Consider the following 19,128-nt stretch of genomic DNA (forward strand, 5'->3'; position numbering starts at 1 on the left):
TAATCAGTGGTTTCGATATTTTTTCTTGAATTTCTACCATAAAAAAAGCTTTAGAAATTAATTTATGTAAAGGGATTCTCATTTTCATCTAATTCCTGTTTATACTATTTACTATCGAAGGGCATCAACACCCAGAAATATTGATGCTTCCATTTAAGTTTTTTGACAACTAAACATATCCCTGGGAGGGGACAGATTATGGACTACTCATCGACGCGCAGTTGGGATTCAGCTTACCTATCTGTACTATTAAAAAGCTTTTTGATCTGGAGTTTTACGCTACTGGTTTGCCTTTTGGTTGTCGGTTTTCCAATCGTTGTTTTAATGATGACCATTGGTTCGCTCATGGCCATTGTGCTCCAGTCTATTTTGCCGGTTAGTGCAGTGCTCGTTGTTGCCGGAACGATTATTGGCGGCACCTTGATGGGCATTTTGGTCGCAGCGGCAATGCTAACCGCCAAGGGAGTTCACCCCCAAGAGGTGACTTGGTTAACTTGGCTCCATGGAAATGCAGAGGTCGCATCGGATTCTATTTTTGCAGCCTGCCCTTTAACCTGTGAAGTTAGTTAGAGGCACACCTGTACACTGCCTCGTTGATTAGAGTTTTCCAAAGTTCATAGTGATCTAAAAAAAGATGCTTGTATCTACCCGGTAATTTGCCGGGTTTTTTCGTGACTGGCAAGGGAATCTGTAGAATGGATAAGATCTTTTGGTGAGTGTTTTATGCCCTCAGTTTGTATCACTCTTGGTACCCGCCCGGAAGCGATTAAGCTCGCGCCTGTGATCCGGCAATTTCGCCAGCAGTCTGATTTTAAAACCCATGTGATTTTGACGGGGCAGCACCGGGAAATGGTTGATCAGGTGATGCAGTGGTTTGATCTACGGGCCGATGATGATCTCGAAATTATGCAACCGGGACAAACCTTATCAGACATTACCTGCCGGAGCTTGGCGGGTTTACAGGCGATTTACCAAAAGTTATCCCCGGATATGGTGCTGGTGCAAGGGGACACAACAACAGCGTTTGCGGCAGCTTTAGCGGCGTTTTATCAGCAGATTCCGGTGGGCCATGTGGAAGCGGGCTTACGAACGGATAATCTAATGAATCCTTTCCCAGAGGAAGCCAACCGACGCCTAATTTCTCAGATTGCCCAGTTGCATTTTGCACCGACTCCCCAGGCGATCGCCAACCTGAAAAAAGCAGACATTTTAGGGGGCACCTATTGCACAGGAAATACGGTGATTGATGCCCTTTTAGCCGTCGCGGCGGCAAATCCCCCCTGTGAGATTCCTGGTTTAGATTGGGAGCGGCAACGGGTGGTTCTTTCGACGGTGCACCGTCGGGAAAATTGGGGTGAACCGCTCCAGGACATTTTGCAGGGGTTACATAAAATTGTTACGGCGTTTCCAGATGTGGCGATTTTATTACCGATGCACCGCAACCCCACCGTCCGGGAGCCAATTCAGCAAATCCTGGGCCAACATCCCCAAATTTTTCTCACCGAACCCCTAGATTACCCGCAGTTAGTCGGGGCGATGCAACGGAGTTATCTGGTACTCACGGATTCTGGGGGGCTCCAGGAGGAAGCACCGAGCTTGGGTAAGCCGGTGTTGGTTTTGCGAGAAAATACCGAACGGCCAGAGGCGATCGCCGCCGGTACGGCCCAATTGATTGGTACCGCCCAGGACAATATTTTCCAAGCGACCCAACTCTTGCTCACAAACCAGGAAAAATATGAGCAAATGGCCAATGCGGTAAACCCCTTTGGGGATGGCACCAGTTCCGCGCAAATCTTGCAAATTGTGCGTGATTTTCTGCAAGCTAGGGCAGTGTAAGATCCCGGGCCGGAGCGGAGTTCACAAAATCCCGGAGATTGACAGAGCTTGGGGCTTGGATCATGTCTTGGCCCTGGAAATTAGGATTCTCCTGGGCGGATGTTGCCGGGTCAGGCTGAAAAGAGTCTGGGGGTGTTTGCGAATCGAGGGTCGGTACGCTGGCGACATTGTTAAGAGGGCGATCGCCTGCTGTTTGTCCACTGGGTTGACCCGCACTGGGATTGGGGTTTAGGGGCGGACTGGCGAAGTTTGGAATTCTGATATTCGCCCAATAGTTGGGATAGGGCGGCACAGAAGGCTGGTTGGTGGCGTACTGGGGAATCGCCGTCGGAATGTTGCGGAGTGCTTCGGGGGAGACCGTTTCGTAATCTTTGAGGATCTGTTCGCGACTGTCGTTTTCGGCAAAGGTGGCCGTGGTTGGTTCGTCGGTCATAAAACTTGGCTCGGAGTCGCCATTGCCAAAGGTTTCATTAGCGGCTGTTTCCGTTGTTTCAGCGGGGCGATCGCCTTGACCGAATAAACCAACTGCCGCTGGCGTCAAAATCGCCCCAGCCAGGAATAAACCACCGTATAAAAAATATTCTTTCTTTGCCATCTTGTTCAGATACAGTGCGAACTCATCTTCCTTCTAGCACATTGTTCCGTGTTTCGGTGTCGCGCCAAATTTGCCGATTAACATCCTAGGCGATCGCCGTCCCCAAACAAATTTGAGGAGAACTAACCCAGCATGGCACAATCTAGGGCGAAGATCGATTTACAATGAAGCAGCTCTCAAGTTTTTTTATTTCTCCAAGACGGCCCAATGACTACCGATATCCCCAATCTTCCCAGTCAGTACGATCCCCACAACACCGAGAATAAGTGGCAACAGACTTGGTTTGAACGGTCAGTGTTTCGGGCCGACCCCCAGAAAAAAGGCGATCCCTTTTGCATCGTGATTCCGCCCCCCAACGTTACGGGCAAGTTGCACATGGGCCACGCTTTCAATACCTCCCTGATCGATACTGTCGTTCGTTATCACCGCATGAAGGGGGAAAATGTTCTCTGTCTCCCCGGCACAGACCATGCCAGCATCGCTGTCCAAACCCTCGTCGAAAAACAAATTAAAGCCGAAGGCAAAACCCGTTACGATCTCGGTCGCGAAAAATTCCTTGAAAAGGCCTGGGAATGGAAAGCCGAATCCGGTGGGGCGATCGTCAACCAACTTAAACGCCTGGGACTCTCCGCCGACTGGACGCGGGAGCGTTTTACCCTTGACGAAAATCTCTGCGAAGCCGTTAAAAAAGCCTTTATTACCCTCTACGAAGAAGGTTTAATTTATCGCGGTAATTATTTAGTCAACTGGTGTCCCGAATCTCAATCCGCCGTCTCCGATCTCGAAGTGGAAAACAAAGAAGTAGACGGACATCTGTGGCATTTCCGCTATCCCTTAACCGATGGTAGTGGCTATGTGGAAGTAGCAACGACTCGCCCAGAAACGATGCTCGGTGATACGGGCGTTGCCGTTAATCCTAACGATGAACGCTATAAAAATTTAATTGGAAAAACGTTAACGCTGCCCATTATCGGGCGGGAAATTCCGGTGTTTGCCGATGAGCATGTAGACCCTGAATTTGGGACAGGTTGTGTGAAGGTTACGCCCGCCCATGATCCGAATGATTTTGAGATGGGGAAACGCCACAACCTCGAATTTATTAACATCATGAACCGCGATGGCACGTTAAATGAAAATGCGGGGATGTTTGCAGGACAGGATCGCTTTGAGGCGCGGAAAAATCTTGTCGCCAAATTAAAAGAGGATGGCGTACTGGTCAAAACAGAGGATTATCGCCACAGCGTCCCCCACAGCGATCGCGGGAAGGTTCCGGTAGAGCCACTCCTTTCCACCCAGTGGTTTGTCAAAATTGACCCCCTAGCAGAGAAAACCCTCGCCTTTTTAGACGAAGAAAATCAACCGAACTATGTGCCGGAACGGTGGCGCAAGGTGTATCGGGATTGGTTAGTGAAGCTGAATGATTGGTGTATTTCGCGGCAGTTGTGGTGGGGCCACCAAATTCCGGCGTGGTATGTGGTTAGTGAAACCAATGGCGAAATTCAGGATCACACGCCCTTTATCGTTGCCCATGATGAAATCGAAGCGAAACAAAAGGCGATCGCCACCTACGGTGCAGGTTGTCAGTTAGAGCAAGACCCCGATGTATTGGATACCTGGTTTTCCTCTGGCTTGTGGCCCTTCTCGACCTTGGGATGGCCCGACAATAGCGAAGATTTTCAGAAATATTTCCCCAATAGCGTGCTGGTGACGGGGTTTGACATTATCTTTTTCTGGGTCGCGCGGATGACGATGATGTCCAGCCATTTCACGGGCAAAATTCCCTTTAAGGATGTCTACATTCACGGGCTGGTGCGGGATGAAAACGGCAAAAAAATGTCGAAATCTGCCGATAATGGCATTGATCCCCTGCTGATGTGTGATCGCTATGGCACGGATGCGTTGCGTTATACCCTGATCCGTGAGGTTGCCGGAGCAGGTCAGGATATCAGTTTGCAATACGACCGCAAAACCGATGAATCCCAGTCTGTAGAAGCCTCCCGGAATTTCGCCAATAAGCTTTGGAATGCGGCGCGGTTTGTGATGATGAACCTCGATGGCAAAACCCCCACCGATTTGGGTCGTCCTAAAATGCAGGATCTCGAATTAGGCGATCGCTGGATTCTCTCCCGTCTGCACCAAGTGATTGCCGATACCCACAAAAACCTCGAAGGGTATGGCTTAGGGGAAGCCGCCAAAGCCCTCTATGAATTTATCTGGGGCGATTTCTGCGACTGGTATATCGAACTGGTCAAACCCCGTCTCTATGCCAAGGAAGCGCAAGATCAAGCTTCTCGCACCGTTGCCCAACAGATTTTGGCGTGGGTCTTAGAAGACATTTTGAAATTACTCCATCCCTTTATGCCCCACATCACCGAGGAAATTTGGCAGACCCTCACCCAAGCGGACGGCCAAACATTCCTCGCGACGCAGCTTTTCCCCGCCGAAAATGACCAGTTAGTTGATCCCTCCCTAGAGGATGAATTTGCCCTGCTCATCGAAGCCATCCGCACGATCCGCAATCTCCGTGCAGAAGCGGGCATTAAACCGGGGGCAACGGTCACCGTTATCCTCCAAAGTGAAACGGAAACGGAACTCAACACCTTGGCGAAAGGGGAAGCCTATATTCTCAAATTAGCCAAGGTGGAAACTTTAAAATTGACCAATACCGTCGATAATTCCCTCAAACAGGCGATCGCCGGAGTCGTGGGGACAATCCAGGTCTTAATTCCCCTCGAAGGCCTTGTCGATATTCCTGCACTGCGGTCAAAATTAGAGAAGAATCTCGTAAAAGTGAATAAGGAAATTCAATCCCTCAGTGGACGTTTGAATAACCCTGGCTTTGTCAATAAAGCTCCGGCAGAGGTAATCGAAGGTGCCCGGTCTGCCCTTACCGAAGCTGAAGCACAACAATCTATTTTGACGGAACGTTTACAACGACTTCAGTAATGCGTTTCCTTTACCTGTGATGCGTCACCTTGCTCAAATTCAACGTCATCCCCAATCGACTCAGCTTCAACTTGTGTTTGTGGCGCAAGAGCAGCCTGACGGGAGTTGGCTCATCCATGACCAAGGTGATCGCCCCTCCATGGTTTATTCCCAAACGGAATTTGCTGTGGGGGCACTGGTTTTAATTCAACTTGATAAACAACGGCAATTGGCCAGCATCCAAGACGCAACGGACTGGCTTTTGAATGTGGTGCACCATTATTTTGTTCCGGGAAAAATCACCCCGGAGTTTGTCCAGCAAGAGCAAAAAAAATAGAAACTTGGCGTCAAGAGATGACGGCCCAAAGCCAAGACTTTACCCGTCGTCAACTCGAACTAGAGGTACGCCGAGAGCAGCTAGAAGCCCTAGAACAGAAATTATCTGACCCCTGAGTTGTTAAATGTTGAGCAATTTTACGTTGGATTTTCTTGTCGCTGTTGCCGCCGTTCTGCGAGGGAAATGACTGTTGCTTCGCCGTTTTCCCTGGCGATCCGCACCAAAAGTCCCGTCAGCATCAGGCTCGAAATAACTGAACTGCCACCGTAGCTAAAGAGGGGCAAGGGTAAACCCGTCGTCGGCAAAGCTCCCGTTGCCACGCCAATGTTGAGCAAAGATTGACCAATGAGAATAAAGGTGGCCCCAATGGCAATCAGTCGGTGACGGAGCACAGGCGATCGCCAAGCTACATAACTCCCCAAAGAGGCATAGGCGAAGAGTAACCCCAATAGTCCCAAGGAGCCAATTAAACCAAATTCCTCTGCAAAAAATCGCGAAAATAAAATCCGTGTGTTGAATAGGCAGAAAGAATAATTTTTGCTGGGATTCGCCAAAGCCTAAGCCCCAACCACCACCGGAGGAAACCGCCAGCAAACTTTGCACCAACTGATAACCTTCATCCCGTGCAGCGCGGAAAGGATCAAGGAAAAACGTCAATCGCTCCCGTTGATAACTATTAACACTAATACTCGCTAAAGCCGCCAATCCCCCGACACCAGCGGCTCCCCCCAGCAATAGCCAAGGAATACCTGCGGCCAAGGCAATAAACCAGATCGTCATACCACAAAGGGCGGTGGTACTTAGGTTGGGTTGCTTCAAAATTGCCAATAAAATCCCAGCAAATAAGCTCAACCAAACAGCTCGGTGCCAAATTTTTAACTGACGCCAACGACTAAAGACATTTGCGGCTTCTAAGACCAAAAAAGGCTTTGCAAACTCCGAGGGTTGTAGGGCAAATCCGGCAATCCCAATCCAACGGGAAGCGCCCCATTCTTCACTGCCCCGACCAAAACCGACAATCGTCAGCAGAATGAGTACAAAAGAAATGATTAGACCGCCGAACGAAATCAAGCGAATTTTTTTCAGGGGGACGCGGGCGATCGCCCCAGCACAAATCAAACCGGCGATCGCCCAAACGATTTGCCGCTTGACATAGTACCAACCATCACCATTTTCGACGGCTGCCACCGGATAAGAGGCGGAAAAGAGGGTGACTAATCCAAGCCCAAGCCACAACAAAGTCAACCATCGCAACAACCTTGCCTCCAAGGCCCAATGCTTGACCTCAGTAAAATACGTCAAAAAATGGTGGAGGAGATCTTTGTTAGCCAACACGTTTTAAGGGTAAAAAATGCTCCCCTATTATCGCAAAGGATGCTCGATCCTAGGGGTGCTTCTCCTGGACTTTTTTGCAAACTTATTGATGAATTTTTGATATTGCTTACCGTAGGCTATTGGGTGACAAATACCGATTCAAGAGAAATGACTCTTTTTTCTCCTAAGCCGTTGCCGGAATCTCAACCTCTAAACGTGCCGCTGTGACAGCACTAAAGGCAAAAGCCATCACCAACGGTAAAGGGCAATGCCAATAATAAGTAAAAATACCTGAAACTAAGGTCACCCCAGCGGCCAAAGCCAGCCAACGTTTTTCATCTTGGGTAAAACCTTTTTCCGATTTAATGAGGCGGAGAATTTCTCCAGGAATGGGTTCGGGCATCACGCCATTTGGCGGAAAAGCCCAATAAAAATTGGTACTGACTAACGTTGGATCTGTCCAGCCATTGCCATCACACCACTCTTGAATCCACTCGTCACAATAATGCCTCATACTCATTTATTCCTGCTGATTAATTCTGTAATGTCTATTGATCTGGCAAACAATAAACAATTATTTAAGATTTGATGTTGTTTTATCTGTCCATTCCCAAAGAAAATTCCAAACACAGAACGCCTTGAAGAATGGAATTTCATCCTATCAACTGAAAAACCAAAGGCGATCGCCAAAGAAAGAAAAGTTTAGATAAAATAATTGGGTATAATTACTTATTCTTTAGGGCTTGAATATCTATTCTCACATCAAAAATAAAACAACTCATCTTTAAGAGAATCGATTTCTCCGTGATTAATCTTGCTGGCGATCGCCAAATCTGCAATCAAGGCCTGGACAAAAAATTACGCCATCTGTAAAGAAATGTTGCAAAGATCGACGGTGTTTGTTACAATTTTTAACAAAGCTCACTCCAAGATTTTACAGATTTCCATTCCAGTGGATCTGTCGGCAAAGTACCATGCGCCGTCTTGACATTGAGTTTCTCCTCTCATACAGCAAGCTCAAACTGACCAGCCCTGAAGCTTAGGCTGGTTTTTTTATGTGTTGGCGTAATTGGTTGTTAGCCTAGCGGTGTTCAGAGCCATCGGGCATCATCGCCCCAGTCAGAATGACCCCAGCAAGATTTGTGCTACTAATTTCAGCACGGATCAAGTTCGCCCGGGTTAAATCTGCTCCCATCAAATTGGCGCGGGCAAGGTAAGTATCAATCATTTCAGCATCGATTAATTTGGCCTGGGAGAGGTTGGTGCGACTGAGATCCGCGCGGTTGAGACGGGCATTGGTCAAATTGGCTTTATTGAGTTTGGCGCGATTGAGGCGGGCACCAGGAAGATTAGCCCAGGTAAGATTGGCTAGGCGAAGATCTGCATCCTCCATTAACGCCCGCTCAAATTTCGCATTTTTGAGGTTGGCTTTGACAAGGTTTGCCCCAATCAAATTCGCTTCGGTCAAGATCGCGTTTTCTAAGTTGGCCCCACTGAGATCGGCTTCATGGAGATCGGCCCGTCGGAAATTAACACCCTTGAGGTTGGCACCACTTAATTCGCCCCGGGCGAGGTCGGCACCTTGGAGGTTCGCCCCCTGTAGATCGGCTTTCCGGAGGATGGTGCCCCGCAGACTGGAATTATAAACTCGCTTTTCTTCCCGAAGATTGGCTTCCCGCAAACAGACCCCAGAAAGATTCGCTCCGCTTAGGTCTGCCCCCCGGAGATCTGCTCCCATCAGGTTGGCATCGAGTAAATTTGCCAGGGTCAGGTCGGCGTTGGTTAAGTTAGCACCAATTAAAACGGCACCATGAAGATCAGCGTTATGAAGTTCTGCCAAGGTTAAATTGGCTTGGTTGAGGTTAGCGCCGCTGAGGTTGGCATTAATGAAATTGGCTTGTTTTAGATTGGCCCGACTGAGATAGGCAAAAATCAAAATTGCGTTGTGGAGGTCAGCATCCTGGAGATTAATGCCGATGAGATCTGCCCCCCAAAAGTTCGCGCCATCGAGTTGGGCTTCTGGGAAATGGGTTTCTCCAAGCGCATATTTAGCAATGAGTTCTTGGGGGGTCATAGGTCATGGACGGGGGGATTGGTGAAAGTCGTCACGGCTTGAACAATGGCTCCGGCGGCTTGGAGATGTTCGTTGGCGTCAAAGAGTGACCGGGCGATCGCCGAAAGTTTGATTTCCAGAGCCTTGAGACTAGAGGCATCCCGCAGCACTTCGGATAATAACTCATCAAAATCACAGGTACGCAACATTGACCAGTCTTTACCACTGAGGTCAAAGGGATGATGGACGACGGAAAACAGCAAAATTTTCGTGCGGAGGGGATTAGCGTATTTCATCACCTCCAGCTTAAGTTCGTAGATGTTGAGAGCCGCCGCAAAATGCTTTTTTTTCGGTACTGGAGCAGGCGCAGGGGCCGGCATTGGTCGAGGGGGGCCGGTGTTGAGTAACATCGTCTGGGTCATCTGGGTCTCTGGATCTAGCGCCAGGGTTTGATTTTCACTGAAATCAAGATCCATCGACTTGGCAGGCTTGGGAATGGGGAGCTCGTCAATATTAAAAGCCATGGTCTGCTTATAGTTCACAGACTCTGGTGCTGGACTTGGGGCAGGGGGAGGGGGCGGCACCACTGGGGTGGGAACTGGCGCTGGGGGGTCTGCGGTGGGTTGGGTTAAACCCGTGGCAGAATCACCAGATTTGTATAGGGGGGCGATCGCCCCAAGGATCACATCAGCCAATTGGCCATAGATTTGTTGGCGATTAAGCAGAGACACTAATTTGCGCAGGATCGTCTCAAATTGGTTACGGGTGGGGTAGTTAACGACGACTTGGCGTAACAGGTTAGCCAAACTGTATTCTTCTAAAACCTGAAAACTATTTTCCCAACGCTTAAAACAAAGGGCATAGAGCAATTTTTTGATGCGAATATTCTCGCGGTGTTCTTCGAGGGTTTGCACCGCAACTTCTAGGTGAATCTCTGTAATGCTTTGGTGGCTATTCTGGCCAGCAGCAACAATACCCGTCGAAGGATCTTGATCTTTGTTTTCGTAGAGGGGGCTTAACTGGGTCAAGATATCGTTGGCAAGGCGACCATAGGTAGCAGGCCGGCTGAGGGTACTGACAGAGGTACTAAAGGCCCGCTGGAGTTCTTTGAAACTCAAGAACTGGTCAAGATTTTTTTTGACAATGCGCTCAAGGGAGAGACGTTGGAGTAACTGGGGATTACTTTCCCACCGATTGACAGCAGTATAAATTAACAACTTTTTGATGCGTTGGGCATCTGGGTGTTGTTCTAACTCTCGAATGATGGCTTGGAGAGAGACAGGGGGAGTCATAGGTTGAGAAACAATTCCCACGGGAAACCAGCGTTTAAGGGGACAGGATTAAGGCAGCCAAAGTATTTATGCTTTCGATCTTACTTGTTTATGCTAAATATCTAACCGGATACCCCGCAATTCTTTGCCACGGGTGGCCAGTTGTTGGTTACTGTGACGCTGCACAGGTAATAATTTGGTTAACGGCTTGGCGATCGCCAATGACATTGATCACAGTTTGCAAATTTTCTGCGGTAAAACCCTGGGGACAATGGATTAGACAATAGGGGAGCCCCGTTTCCTGGAGCGCTTCCTGGGGGGCGGTAGTTTGACTCAGGGCAATAATTTGGGGGAAAGGTTCACCACCATAAACGGCGATCGCCTCGATGGCTAGTTGGAATAACCCCGGCTTAAAGCTGGGATTGAGTTGCCCATCATATTCAAACTTACTGAGCATCAACTGCAACGCATAGACCCGGTCAGCTTGAAATTGCCCCATTTGCGGTACGGATTTGGCCCGAAAAACAGGCACAAGCTCGCTAAACGGAAGATCCACGCTCAGCCACTGGTCTGCGGTGGTTTCAAAGGAATAGCTGTAGCCAATGCCATCCCAACGGTTTTCGCAGCGGGCAATAAATTTGTAGCGTTGGCCATCGCCCTTTACCCGGAGCCGGAACCCCGCATATTTAGATAGATCCCAGGGATTTGCCAAACTTTTGGTGCGTACCGACGCAAAACCGCCATTGTTATCGGTGGAGACATTACCTGCAAATAGCGCCCCAGCCGGGGTTAACCGCAATTGGCTTTGGCTAACACCTCCCATCACCACATCGTCCACAGCTCCCCACAGTTGGGCGAGGGCAGGGGTCGCTTGGCGAAAATTAAACAGTTCCCACTGGGGCGATCGCCATTGGGGATCTTGGCTCACCTGGGCGAGGAGTGAGTCTCTGGTTATGGCGGCGAGATCAGCACAAAGAATAAGCATGGCCGCGCCATCTAAAGATTCATCAGCATCTTGTGCCCAATGGGTTTGATAGCCGCGAGCCGAAAGGGCCTGCACAAGGGTTTGATTTTCTGGGCGATCGCCACCCACCACTAAAATTTTCCCCATCTGGGCGCTGCCTCCAAATGTTTCATTATCTGCTGCCACGTTTTCTTGACCCAACCAAGGCTTAATCAGTTGACTCCCCGGCATAACATCGAACTGAATGAGGGTCTGCATAAAGCGACCGAAATCCCAAATTGCCATTGTGTTTCCCTCGGTTGCCGATCCGTTAGCCAAAGTGTAACGGGTTTCCCTGGGCGATCGCCAAAACGAGGCAATGATTTCCTTTCGTTAATGGCTCGGATGAATATAAGCTTTGAGTTGCGGCCAATGCTCCGGATAAAGTTCTTGGAGCACTGACCCCTGGGCAACTTCCAAATCTTGGTAGTCAAATCCTGGGGCCACCGCTTCCCCCAAAAGACCAAATTCGCCCGCTTCTAAAATGGCCGTTTTCCAGTAGCCCCCTGGTACCAGGAGTTGGGGCACTTCTCCCGCCGCCAAGTCAAAGCCGAGCTTTGTGGTCTGCCACTGGCCTTCCGGAGAAAGGGTATGGTAGGTGATCGCCGCACCGCCGTGGAAATAGTGCATGATTGGCGATTGGTTGCGGTGCAGATAGTCCATGGGCCGCGATTGACTGAGCAGATAGTAAATCGAGGTTAACAATTGGCGATCGCCTCCCGGTCTTTCGGTGGCCATAGAGAGTGTTGAGCGGTAAGTTTCCCGAAAATAGCCCCCTTCCAGATGGGGTTCTAGGCCCAAATATTCAATTACGGCTGCCGCTGTCAAAGTCATAAATTAAAAATCCTCTAATGAAAACGAACGTGAAAATTAGCTCGAATTTTGTTTGACTTCAAGATAGCGCCCGATCACAGAGATCAAACAAGCTAAAAATATTTTTAATTGATCATTTCAGGCAGTAAGACAAAATACCTAAAAATAAACTCTGATTTCGATGCAACTCTCAGCAAATCGCAATATTTTTTTAGAAAATCAGTTACAAAACCACAGGCAAGTTAAAAAAAGCAAAATTCATTAAGTTTGCTTCTGGGAAACCTTAAATGTTCATTAGGGTTTATTTTTTCTAGGCAAGGTCGCCTCTATGATCAGTAGGGTAAGCAAGTTAGGTCAACGCTGCAAAATCACTTTTTCTGCCGTAGCTGTTTCTGCCAAATTTCTCTTGAGCAATCGTATTTTTTCTCAGCCAGACCGACCTATTACAACTTTTATTGACTATTGAGATCCGTCGTATTTTCTCCTGATTTAGGCTCACTAAAGAGTCTTAAATTTTCTCCTCAAAAATCATTGTTTCCCTTGGTGACACATCATGATTCCGAAAATTTTAGTGATCGAAGATGAATCTGATCTGCGAGGTAGCTTGGTGATTTCTTTAATCGTTGAAGGCTATGCAGTGACGGGCGTAGGAAATGGTGCCCTGGGGGTTAGTTTAGCGCGGCGACTAACACCAGACGTGATTATTTGTGATTTTCGTTTGCCCTGTCTCGATGGCCAAGAAATTTTTGGTCAATTGCGCCATGATCAATCCACCGAAAAAATTCCGTTTATTTTGATTAGTGCCGATGCTTTACCAGAATATTCTGTGCCACAGCCCGATTCTTTTCTCCGTAAACCCTTTGGTCGCCCCGAATTAATGGCTGCTGTACTGCAGGCGATCGCCAAGCCCCTAGCGTCCTGAAAGTTTCACAATGCCAATGCCGCCAAAATATAAGCCCAGGACGGCCCCAGCCAAAAGTGATTGGGTCATCGGATCTGTCGAGGGTGTAATCACCGCGCCGAGCACCACTGCCCCCAGAACGACAAAGCGCCAACCCTTGAGCATCAGGCTCGAAGAAACAATCCCCAGCCAAGACAAGATCATTTGCACCACAGGCACCTGAAACGCTAGCCCCGTAAAAAACATTAGACCCAGCACCAACTCAAAATATCGTTCAATAGACCAGGCCGCCTCTACGACATCAGCACCATAGGTAATGAAAAAATTCAAAGCCGCTGGAATCAGCGCCACGTAGGCAAAGGCCAAGCCCGCAAAAAATAGCACACCAGACCCCAAGACAACGGGAGCGAGGAGACGCCGTTCTCCCCTGGTTAGCCCCGGCAAAACAAACTGAATAATTTGGTACAGGATAAAAGGGCTTGCCAGTAAAGCGCCGGTGTAGCCCGCTACCTTAAACGAGAGAAAGAAAAATTCGCCGGGGGCTACCTGGATGAATTTCACCCCAGCAGCAGGCGCTTCTAAGATCTGGACGATGGGTTTGACAAAAAAGAAACAACCGACCCAACCGACAACAACGGAAATCAGCGAATAAAAAATGCGCCAGCGGAGTTCTTCGAGGTGATCGAAAAAGGACATTTCTGCTTCATCGGGGATCTCCCGCATGGGATCTGGGGACTCGGTTGGGGGCATTTTACTTTGGGTCGAGGTCATGGTGAAGAAAGGTGCACAGCAGAGTTTTATTTTAACGGAGGTTTTTGGGGAAGTTAGGGGAAATCACCCTTTCAGTTGGTGCACCCGCAGCCATTGTTCGGGGGTAATTTTGAAATTGGTACTGCTGGGCGTGTGGATAACATCGAGATCGCGCAGGATGCCATCAAATCGCAATTCTATCTTGCGTAGGGGTTGACCGAGGAGTTTGCGAATAAAGCGGATTTGGCTGCGGGGTTTATCGGCCCGGAGTCGCTTAGGGTCAGTCCAATAGTCGAGGTCTTGAATGTCTTTGGGGGGCATGACTGTGGGCAAACTCGTGATTTCGGCGATCGCATAAATGCCGGCAGCTTCACCGGCCATCCAAATTAAAACGCCATCACCGACTTGAATTTTATTTTTGTAGCGGGTCACAAGCCAGGGCATTTCCGTTTGTTCACGGATGGCATCAAGTACACGATGATAGCGGGGGTTCCCTTGAAAAAGCCAATATGCCATCTGATCCAGATTGAGAAAATGTAAAGGATGCTGAGGAATACAATACCGCCATTTCCCCAATGCGGTAAATTCTTAGCAGAATAGTATCGCACCAGTAATACGGTTCATCTGGATTTTTTAAGCCCATTACATCGGCAGATATTTTTATGGTTGCTCCCGCTTCAAACACAATTTCCACCAGGCTACTTTATCCGCAAATTGCATCTTTACTGATTTTTCAGGGGGTGTTTGCGGATCCAGTTGGTCAGACCTTTTTGGCGTTGTTAGAAAGCTTATATTCAGATCAAGCAGCCCAATCCTCCGGGTCAACGGCCAGTATTCAGTGTTTGCGACGCTATGGGCGCTGGTTTCAAGCTTTGGCGATCGCCGATGTGAGTTGGCAAGATTGGCTTGTGGGGCGCATTCTCCAGGATGATAATCCCTTTAGTCGCCAGGCCCAGGTGAAATCCCTAGGGGAAATGAGCCGTTCCCTCCAGGAAGCGGTACGCCATGACCTGACGATTTTGCACCAAGTGTATTCGTGCGAACCTGAAACCGTCCGCTATTGGGTCACCGTTGCCACCCAGGTCGCCACAACCCTCACCCCTTGGCGGCGATCGCCCATCAAAGATTCTGCTTTTCTCCATTCCCACGACGCTTGGCCCGACTCCCTAGAGCAGTTGGCTGGTTATTACCATCGCCATGGCGCAGGCCAGTTTAGCCAATATGGTGCGTTCCGCTGGGCTGAAGGAAGTTTGCAACCTGTCCTTGATCCCGAATGGCTCCCCCTCGCCGATATTGTGGGCTACCCTGAGCCAAAAACTGCCTTGATCCGTAATACCGAAGCTTTACTTCAAGGTTTACCGGCGTTGAATGTGCTTTTGTACGGGAGTCGCGGCTCTGGTAAATCTTCCCTGGTAAAAGCTTTGTTAGGGGCCTACTATGACCAGGGCCTCAGACTAATTGAAGTGGACAAAACAGGTCTGGGCGATTTACCGCAAATTGTGGAAATCCTCCGGCAACAACCCCAAAAATTCATTATTTTCGTTGATGATCTGTCCTTTGAAGAAGACGATGAAGTGTTTAAGTCCCTCAAGGTGGTGCTCGAAGGCAGTATCCGGGCTAAGGCAAGTAATGTGGTCGTCTATGCCACTTCCAATCGCCGTCATCTGGTGCGGGAATTCTTTGAGGAGCGGCCCCGACCCAGCCAAGCAGAAGAAATTCACCACTGGGATACGGTTCAAGAGAAATTATCCTTTAGTGATCGCTTTGGGTTGACCCTGACCTTTGCCCCGGCTAATCAGGCCACCTATCTAGAAATCGTCCACCATTTAGCCCAAAGAGCTAGTTTAAATTTGGCTCCGGCTGATCTGGATTTCCAAGCGAAGCAATGGGCCACCCGCCATAATGGTCGTTCCGGCCGAACCGCCCGCCAATTTGTTGATTTTTTGGTGGCAGAACAAGCCTTGAATTCGTCCCAATAGCCTGTGATGAAAAGACCCCAACGATTAAAGAAATCTTAAGGGTAGCGAAAATCGTCAAACCCAACACAGTTCTGGGCCAATTCTTAGTTAGAATAACAGCACCTTCTTTAACCACTTAATTTTTAGTTTTTTAAAAACATTGGCTTCCTAACAATTGTGTTAGCAGGCCCTGACACCTATGGACTCCAGTGGCTCTCCCGGCAAACCTGCCGACCCTTCCCCCCGATGGTCTGATCTGCTTGGTACAGCGATCGCCCTTTTGACCTTGACCATTCCCCTACTGATTATTGGGTATTACTCCGACCGACCTGTCCAGAACCTCGCACCGGATCTCACCTCCTCTGTGTTATTGGAATAATCCTGCGGGCAAAGGAACCGCTTCTGTGTAGAATGCTTGAGGGCGATCGCCTCGCACTTTTTTAGAGTGTTTTAGGGCCGCCTCAACCCTTTGTTCTGGATATATTTGGAGAAATTACCCGTGGATTTATCTCGGATTCCTGCCCAACCGAAAGCTGGTTTGATTAATGTTTTGATCGAAATCCCCGGCGGCAGCAAAAACAAGTATGAGTTCGATAAGGATATGAATGCCTTTGCCCTCGACCGGGTGCTCTTTTCTTCGGTGAAATATCCCTACGACTATGGCTTCGTGCCCAATACCCTCGCCGATGATGGCGATCCCCTCGATGGGATGGTGATTATGGACGAGCCGACCTTTCCCGGTTGTGTCATCGCGGCCCGCCCCATTGGGATGCTGGAAATGATCGACGGTGGCGATCGTGACGAAAAAATTCTCTGTGTTCCCGCCGAAGATCCCCGTTACAACGACATTAAATCCATCAAACAGATTTCCCAGCACCGCCTAGATGAAATTGCCGAATTCTTTGCCTCCTACAAGAATCTGGAGAAAAAAGAAGTGGAAATTTTAGGCTGGAAAGACATCGATGCCGTTGCGCCCCTCGTGGAAGAGTGCGTCAAAGCTTACAAATAGAGTGCTGTAAATTGACAATGTTTAAGGGTGGGCGTGTTCTTATTGGGATGCGCCCCTTGCTTTGGGCTCTAGGCCAAAACACCATGGAGAAAGATGTCAGCGATGCCTTCTGCCATTTCCCGGAGTGACTCTGGGGTGGCGTGGGGGTCAGCGATGGTCACGTCAGAAAAGCCGGCGATCGCAAACATCCCCAAAAAGACCTGGGCGACAATGTGGGGGTTCATTTTTCGGTAAATGCCCTTTTCCATGGCCGACTCGAAAAACGCCTCTGCAATCCCCGTCATTTTATCGATCACTTCTGCCTGGATTTTTTCCTGGAGTTCTGGGTGGGCCTGGGTTTCAATGAAACAAACCTTGAGCAGATTTTTATTTTTGTGCATATTCAGCATCCGGTGGCGCATCACCTGGGCGATCGCCTTGTAGCTGCCCATCTCACTCATTTCCGTTAAAAAATCCGTGAGGAGATCCATCCAGCCGAGGGTCGCCACTTCCACAAGGATGGTTTTTTTGTTGCTAAAGTGACGAAACAAAGTCCCCTCTGCCACCTGGGCCTTGGCGGCTAATTCCTTCGTTGTGGTTTTTTCGTATCCCTTTTGGGCGAATAACTGTAGTGCCGCCTTTAAAATTCGGTCCCGGGGCTGGTCTGCCGCGCAGTTCTCTGCTAATCCTGTCTTTGGCGATCGCTGCTGAAACATGACCATCTTTCCTACGTCCCATATACAGTATCTAACTACTTTTATTGTGTCTTAGGAGACGAAATCCCCTCCCTTAGCCTTCATAAAACTTGAGGTGCTCCCCCAGAAAATATTGAGAAACATTTAGTGACAGAAAAACAAACTAAGCGGGCAATTCATTATGGAAAATACAGCGAACTATTTTTGTGCCTATTGCGGCGAAGAAAGCATTACTTTTGTAGATCTCAGTGGTGGTTTTTCCCAAAGTTATATCGAAGATTGCCAAGTCTGTTGTCAGCCGAACCGCCTATTTATTACGGTCGATGAAGAGACCCTAGAAGTAACCATTGAAACTGACATTACCGATTGATCCCCCGCATTTCCAAGCAAATCGACGGCCAATTAAACATTAAATTTCCAGTCCCCAGCGATTAATACTGTTTAATTGAAATTTGTCTCCTTTGACCACAAAAAATATTTCAACAACAGCAAAAATACCGCTAACTATTACTATTGTTATTTTCCGAGTTTTGGCGGATGGTAGTGGCGAATTATTTCACTATACTGAAGTAGTGTGCCCGTCTTATTGCCACCATGGATGTCCCAACCAAAAACCAAAGTTTGATACCATCATCTGTCAAGATCTGCCTCAGCAGTGCCTTATTTCTGAGCCTTCCCCTCGCCATTTCCGTGCAAGCCGAAGTTTATCAAGGGATTGATTTTCCCCAGGGGGCCAGCTCCTTTGCAGATCGAGTCGTGAGCTTGGAATACAACGGGGCTACCAATGTCAGTGGTGAATATCGTGACAGCTCCCGCGCCCTAGGCATTCCAGATGGTAACCACGTATCCCTCGGTAATGCCTCAGATGAAATGAATTCTTCTGCGTTGATTGTGGAGTTTGTTAATAATCGCCTGGTGGACGTGCCAGGGCCAGATCTTTACATTTTTGAAGTGGGGCCAGCGGTGGAGGCCACCAACGTGGCGATTTCTACAGATGGACAGCAATGGTACGAGTTGGGGCGTATTCAAGGCGCTACCCGTTCTGTGGATTTAGCGAGGTTTAATGATTTGCCGACTGGTGCCCAATATCGCTTCGTGCGCTTACGTGATTATCCCGACTGGCGAACAAGTGGTAGTCCCTACGGTGGCCCAGATATTGATGCCATTGGTGCCATTGGATCTGTGGCGGCATCACCGGAACCGGTGCGTGTACCTCCTGGTAATCGGCCTGATTTGTTTAACCCTGAGCCTGGGGATACGCTTCAACTGGGTAACAATGCCCAAGCTTGTCGCAACGGCAATGTGACCTTTCAAGCCATTGGCAATCCCCAAGTGTCATTGCGCTTTGAGCCAGCCCAAGGCTTTGTGACTGTTCCCTACATTGGCGTTATTAACCATCAGCAGCGGGGAGAGGTGGCTCGCTTTGAATATTCGATTTCGGTGGGCTATCCCAGAGCTAATCTCATTTTGCAAAACAGTACAACGCCGACAGATCCCCCTAGCTTTCCCATTTACTTTTTTGATGCTCGTTTAATGCCGACCTATGGGGACGTGAAATCAGAGTATGCGGTAATCTCAGGGTTTGGCTCCTATGATCATTACTTCAATGTGGAGGGGGGTTCCCGCACAGGAGGCGGAGAAATTGGCGATGTGATGTGGCGTCAACAATGTTCGGGTTAAGACAAGCCG

The 19,128-nt window shown here is 48.8% G+C and carries 19 protein-coding genes and 1 pseudogene; 10 read left to right on the top strand and 10 right to left on the bottom strand.

Annotation, left to right across the window (positions count from 1 at the left end; all coding sequences use genetic code 11):
* Window positions 1–198: 198 nt before the first annotated feature.
* Together AACR41_RS13795 and wecB are read left to right on the top strand one after the other, a co-directional pair.
* Entirely contained in the window at window positions 199–570 is a 372-nt protein-coding gene (locus AACR41_RS13795) for a hypothetical protein (RefSeq protein WP_012306834.1), read from the top strand.
* A gap of 153 nt (window positions 571–723) precedes the next feature.
* The gene (gene wecB / locus AACR41_RS13800) at window positions 724–1,836 is read left to right on the top strand and encodes a non-hydrolyzing UDP-N-acetylglucosamine 2-epimerase (RefSeq protein WP_030006300.1); all 1,113 of its coding nucleotides are present in this window, start codon (window positions 724–726) and stop codon (window positions 1,834–1,836) included.
* Here the strand turns inward: wecB and AACR41_RS13805 are convergent.
* On the bottom strand, window positions 1,823–2,431 hold the full coding sequence (locus AACR41_RS13805) for a hypothetical protein (RefSeq protein WP_030006301.1): 609 nt from the start codon (window positions 2,429–2,431) through the stop codon (window positions 1,823–1,825). The two genes, wecB and AACR41_RS13805, sit on opposite strands and share 14 nt — an antisense overlap.
* 207 nt (window positions 2,432–2,638) lie before the next feature.
* On the opposite strand from AACR41_RS13805, the gene AACR41_RS13810 reads away from it, so the two are divergent.
* Window positions 2,639–5,377, top strand: coding sequence for a valine--tRNA ligase (locus AACR41_RS13810; protein WP_030006302.1), 2,739 nt, complete (start codon window positions 2,639–2,641; stop codon window positions 5,375–5,377).
* Window positions 5,378–5,396: 19 nt separating this feature from the next.
* Entirely contained in the window at window positions 5,397–5,693 is a 297-nt protein-coding gene (locus tag AACR41_RS13815; protein WP_052349601.1) for a hypothetical protein, read from the top strand.
* A gap of 137 nt (window positions 5,694–5,830) precedes the next feature.
* Here AACR41_RS13815 and AACR41_RS13825 read toward each other — a convergent pair.
* From AACR41_RS13825 to AACR41_RS13850, 6 genes and pseudogenes are all read right to left on the bottom strand, one after another.
* Window positions 5,831–7,028, bottom strand: a pseudogene (locus AACR41_RS13825) (FtsW/RodA/SpoVE family cell cycle protein).
* 163 nt (window positions 7,029–7,191) lie between these two features.
* On the bottom strand, window positions 7,192–7,521 hold the full coding sequence (locus AACR41_RS13830) for a hypothetical protein (protein WP_030006303.1): 330 nt from the start codon (window positions 7,519–7,521) through the stop codon (window positions 7,192–7,194).
* A gap of 567 nt (window positions 7,522–8,088) precedes the next feature.
* Window positions 8,089–9,081 carry a pentapeptide repeat-containing protein gene (locus AACR41_RS13835; RefSeq protein WP_012306841.1) on the bottom strand — a complete coding sequence of 331 codons (993 nt, stop codon included), beginning with the start codon at window positions 9,079–9,081 and terminating at the stop codon, window positions 8,089–8,091.
* Window positions 9,078–10,352, bottom strand: coding sequence for a hypothetical protein (locus AACR41_RS13840; RefSeq protein WP_030006304.1), 1,275 nt, complete (start codon window positions 10,350–10,352; stop codon window positions 9,078–9,080). The genes AACR41_RS13835 and AACR41_RS13840 overlap by 4 nt, the downstream gene beginning before the upstream one ends.
* Before the next feature lie 148 nt (window positions 10,353–10,500).
* Window positions 10,501–11,580, bottom strand: coding sequence for a CIA30 family protein (locus AACR41_RS13845; protein WP_030006305.1), 1,080 nt, complete (start codon window positions 11,578–11,580; stop codon window positions 10,501–10,503).
* Window positions 11,581–11,667: 87 nt separating this feature from the next.
* Window positions 11,668–12,168 carry a cupin domain-containing protein gene (locus tag AACR41_RS13850; RefSeq protein ID WP_030006306.1) on the bottom strand — a complete coding sequence of 167 codons (501 nt, stop codon included), beginning with the start codon at window positions 12,166–12,168 and terminating at the stop codon, window positions 11,668–11,670.
* Between the two features lie 532 nt (window positions 12,169–12,700).
* On the opposite strand from AACR41_RS13850, the gene AACR41_RS13855 reads away from it, so the two are divergent.
* Window positions 12,701–13,069: a response regulator gene (locus AACR41_RS13855; RefSeq protein WP_012306845.1), complete on the top strand. Its 369-nt coding sequence runs from the start codon at window positions 12,701–12,703 to the stop codon at window positions 13,067–13,069.
* On the opposite strand, the gene tatC is transcribed toward AACR41_RS13855, so the two are convergent.
* Both tatC and AACR41_RS13865 read right to left on the bottom strand, forming a co-directional pair.
* A complete protein-coding gene (gene tatC / locus AACR41_RS13860; protein WP_012306846.1) occupies window positions 13,058–13,819 on the bottom strand; it encodes a twin-arginine translocase subunit TatC in 762 nt (253 codons plus the stop codon). The two genes, AACR41_RS13855 and tatC, sit on opposite strands and share 12 nt — an antisense overlap.
* Before the next feature lie 63 nt (window positions 13,820–13,882).
* Complete coding sequence (locus tag AACR41_RS13865) at window positions 13,883–14,314, bottom strand: EVE domain-containing protein (protein WP_030006308.1); 432 nt, start codon at window positions 14,312–14,314, stop codon at window positions 13,883–13,885.
* Between the two features lie 146 nt (window positions 14,315–14,460).
* Here AACR41_RS13865 and AACR41_RS13870 point away from each other — a divergent pair, with 146 nt between their 5' ends.
* From AACR41_RS13870 to AACR41_RS13880, 3 genes are all read left to right on the top strand, one after another.
* Window positions 14,461–15,777, top strand: a complete 1,317-nt coding sequence (locus tag AACR41_RS13870; protein WP_030006309.1) for an ATP-binding protein — start codon at window positions 14,461–14,463, stop codon at window positions 15,775–15,777.
* Window positions 15,778–15,955: 178 nt separating this feature from the next.
* Window positions 15,956–16,135 carry a hypothetical protein gene (locus AACR41_RS13875; protein ID WP_030006310.1) on the top strand — a complete coding sequence of 60 codons (180 nt, stop codon included), beginning with the start codon at window positions 15,956–15,958 and terminating at the stop codon, window positions 16,133–16,135.
* Window positions 16,136–16,255: 120 nt separating this feature from the next.
* Window positions 16,256–16,765 carry an inorganic diphosphatase gene (locus AACR41_RS13880; protein WP_030006311.1) on the top strand — a complete coding sequence of 170 codons (510 nt, stop codon included), beginning with the start codon at window positions 16,256–16,258 and terminating at the stop codon, window positions 16,763–16,765.
* 68 nt (window positions 16,766–16,833) lie between these two features.
* On the opposite strand, the gene AACR41_RS13885 is transcribed toward AACR41_RS13880, so the two are convergent.
* Entirely contained in the window at window positions 16,834–17,460 is a 627-nt protein-coding gene (locus AACR41_RS13885; RefSeq protein WP_012306850.1) for a TetR/AcrR family transcriptional regulator, read from the bottom strand.
* 160 nt (window positions 17,461–17,620) lie between these two features.
* On the opposite strand from AACR41_RS13885, the gene AACR41_RS13890 reads away from it, so the two are divergent.
* Together AACR41_RS13890 and AACR41_RS13895 are read left to right on the top strand one after the other, a co-directional pair.
* Window positions 17,621–17,809, top strand: coding sequence for a CPXCG motif-containing cysteine-rich protein (locus tag AACR41_RS13890; RefSeq protein ID WP_030006313.1), 189 nt, complete (start codon window positions 17,621–17,623; stop codon window positions 17,807–17,809).
* Between the two features lie 224 nt (window positions 17,810–18,033).
* Entirely contained in the window at window positions 18,034–19,119 is a 1,086-nt protein-coding gene (locus AACR41_RS13895) for a hypothetical protein (protein ID WP_030006314.1), read from the top strand.
* Window positions 19,120–19,128: the final 9 nt, after the last annotated feature.

The organism is Picosynechococcus sp. NKBG042902, assembly GCF_963864045.1.
Lineage (GTDB): Bacteria > Cyanobacteriota > Cyanobacteriia > Cyanobacteriales > MRBY01 > MRBY01.

Bases quoted from the DNA above. Each gene is read 5' to 3' on its own strand.
- AACR41_RS13815 (WP_052349601.1), top strand. From the start codon at position 5,397: ATGCGTCACCTTGCTCAAATTCAACGTCATCCCCAATCGACTCAGCTT.
- AACR41_RS13840 (WP_030006304.1), bottom strand. From the start codon at position 10,352: ATGACTCCCCCTGTCTCTCTCCAAGCCATCATTCGAGAGTTAGAACAA.
- AACR41_RS13890 (WP_030006313.1), top strand. From the start codon at position 17,621: ATGGAAAATACAGCGAACTATTTTTGTGCCTATTGCGGCGAAGAAAGC.
- AACR41_RS13845 (WP_030006305.1), bottom strand. From the start codon at position 11,580: ATGGCAATTTGGGATTTCGGTCGCTTTATGCAGACCCTCATTCAGTTC.
- AACR41_RS13865 (WP_030006308.1), bottom strand. From the start codon at position 14,314: ATGGCATATTGGCTTTTTCAAGGGAACCCCCGCTATCATCGTGTACTT.
- AACR41_RS13805 (WP_030006301.1), bottom strand. From the start codon at position 2,431: ATGGCAAAGAAAGAATATTTTTTATACGGTGGTTTATTCCTGGCTGGG.
- tatC (WP_012306846.1), bottom strand. From the start codon at position 13,819: ATGACCTCGACCCAAAGTAAAATGCCCCCAACCGAGTCCCCAGATCCC.
- AACR41_RS13830 (WP_030006303.1), bottom strand. From the start codon at position 7,521: ATGAGGCATTATTGTGACGAGTGGATTCAAGAGTGGTGTGATGGCAAT.
- AACR41_RS13795 (WP_012306834.1), top strand. From the start codon at position 199: ATGGACTACTCATCGACGCGCAGTTGGGATTCAGCTTACCTATCTGTA.
- AACR41_RS13810 (WP_030006302.1), top strand. From the start codon at position 2,639: ATGACTACCGATATCCCCAATCTTCCCAGTCAGTACGATCCCCACAAC.
- AACR41_RS13835 (WP_012306841.1), bottom strand. From the start codon at position 9,081: ATGACCCCCCAAGAACTCATTGCTAAATATGCGCTTGGAGAAACCCAT.
- wecB (WP_030006300.1), top strand. From the start codon at position 724: ATGCCCTCAGTTTGTATCACTCTTGGTACCCGCCCGGAAGCGATTAAG.
- AACR41_RS13850 (WP_030006306.1), bottom strand. From the start codon at position 12,168: ATGACTTTGACAGCGGCAGCCGTAATTGAATATTTGGGCCTAGAACCC.
- AACR41_RS13875 (WP_030006310.1), top strand. From the start codon at position 15,956: ATGGACTCCAGTGGCTCTCCCGGCAAACCTGCCGACCCTTCCCCCCGA.
- AACR41_RS13885 (WP_012306850.1), bottom strand. From the start codon at position 17,460: ATGTTTCAGCAGCGATCGCCAAAGACAGGATTAGCAGAGAACTGCGCG.
- AACR41_RS13895 (WP_030006314.1), top strand. From the start codon at position 18,034: ATGGATGTCCCAACCAAAAACCAAAGTTTGATACCATCATCTGTCAAG.
- AACR41_RS13855 (WP_012306845.1), top strand. From the start codon at position 12,701: ATGATTCCGAAAATTTTAGTGATCGAAGATGAATCTGATCTGCGAGGT.
- AACR41_RS13870 (WP_030006309.1), top strand. From the start codon at position 14,461: ATGGTTGCTCCCGCTTCAAACACAATTTCCACCAGGCTACTTTATCCG.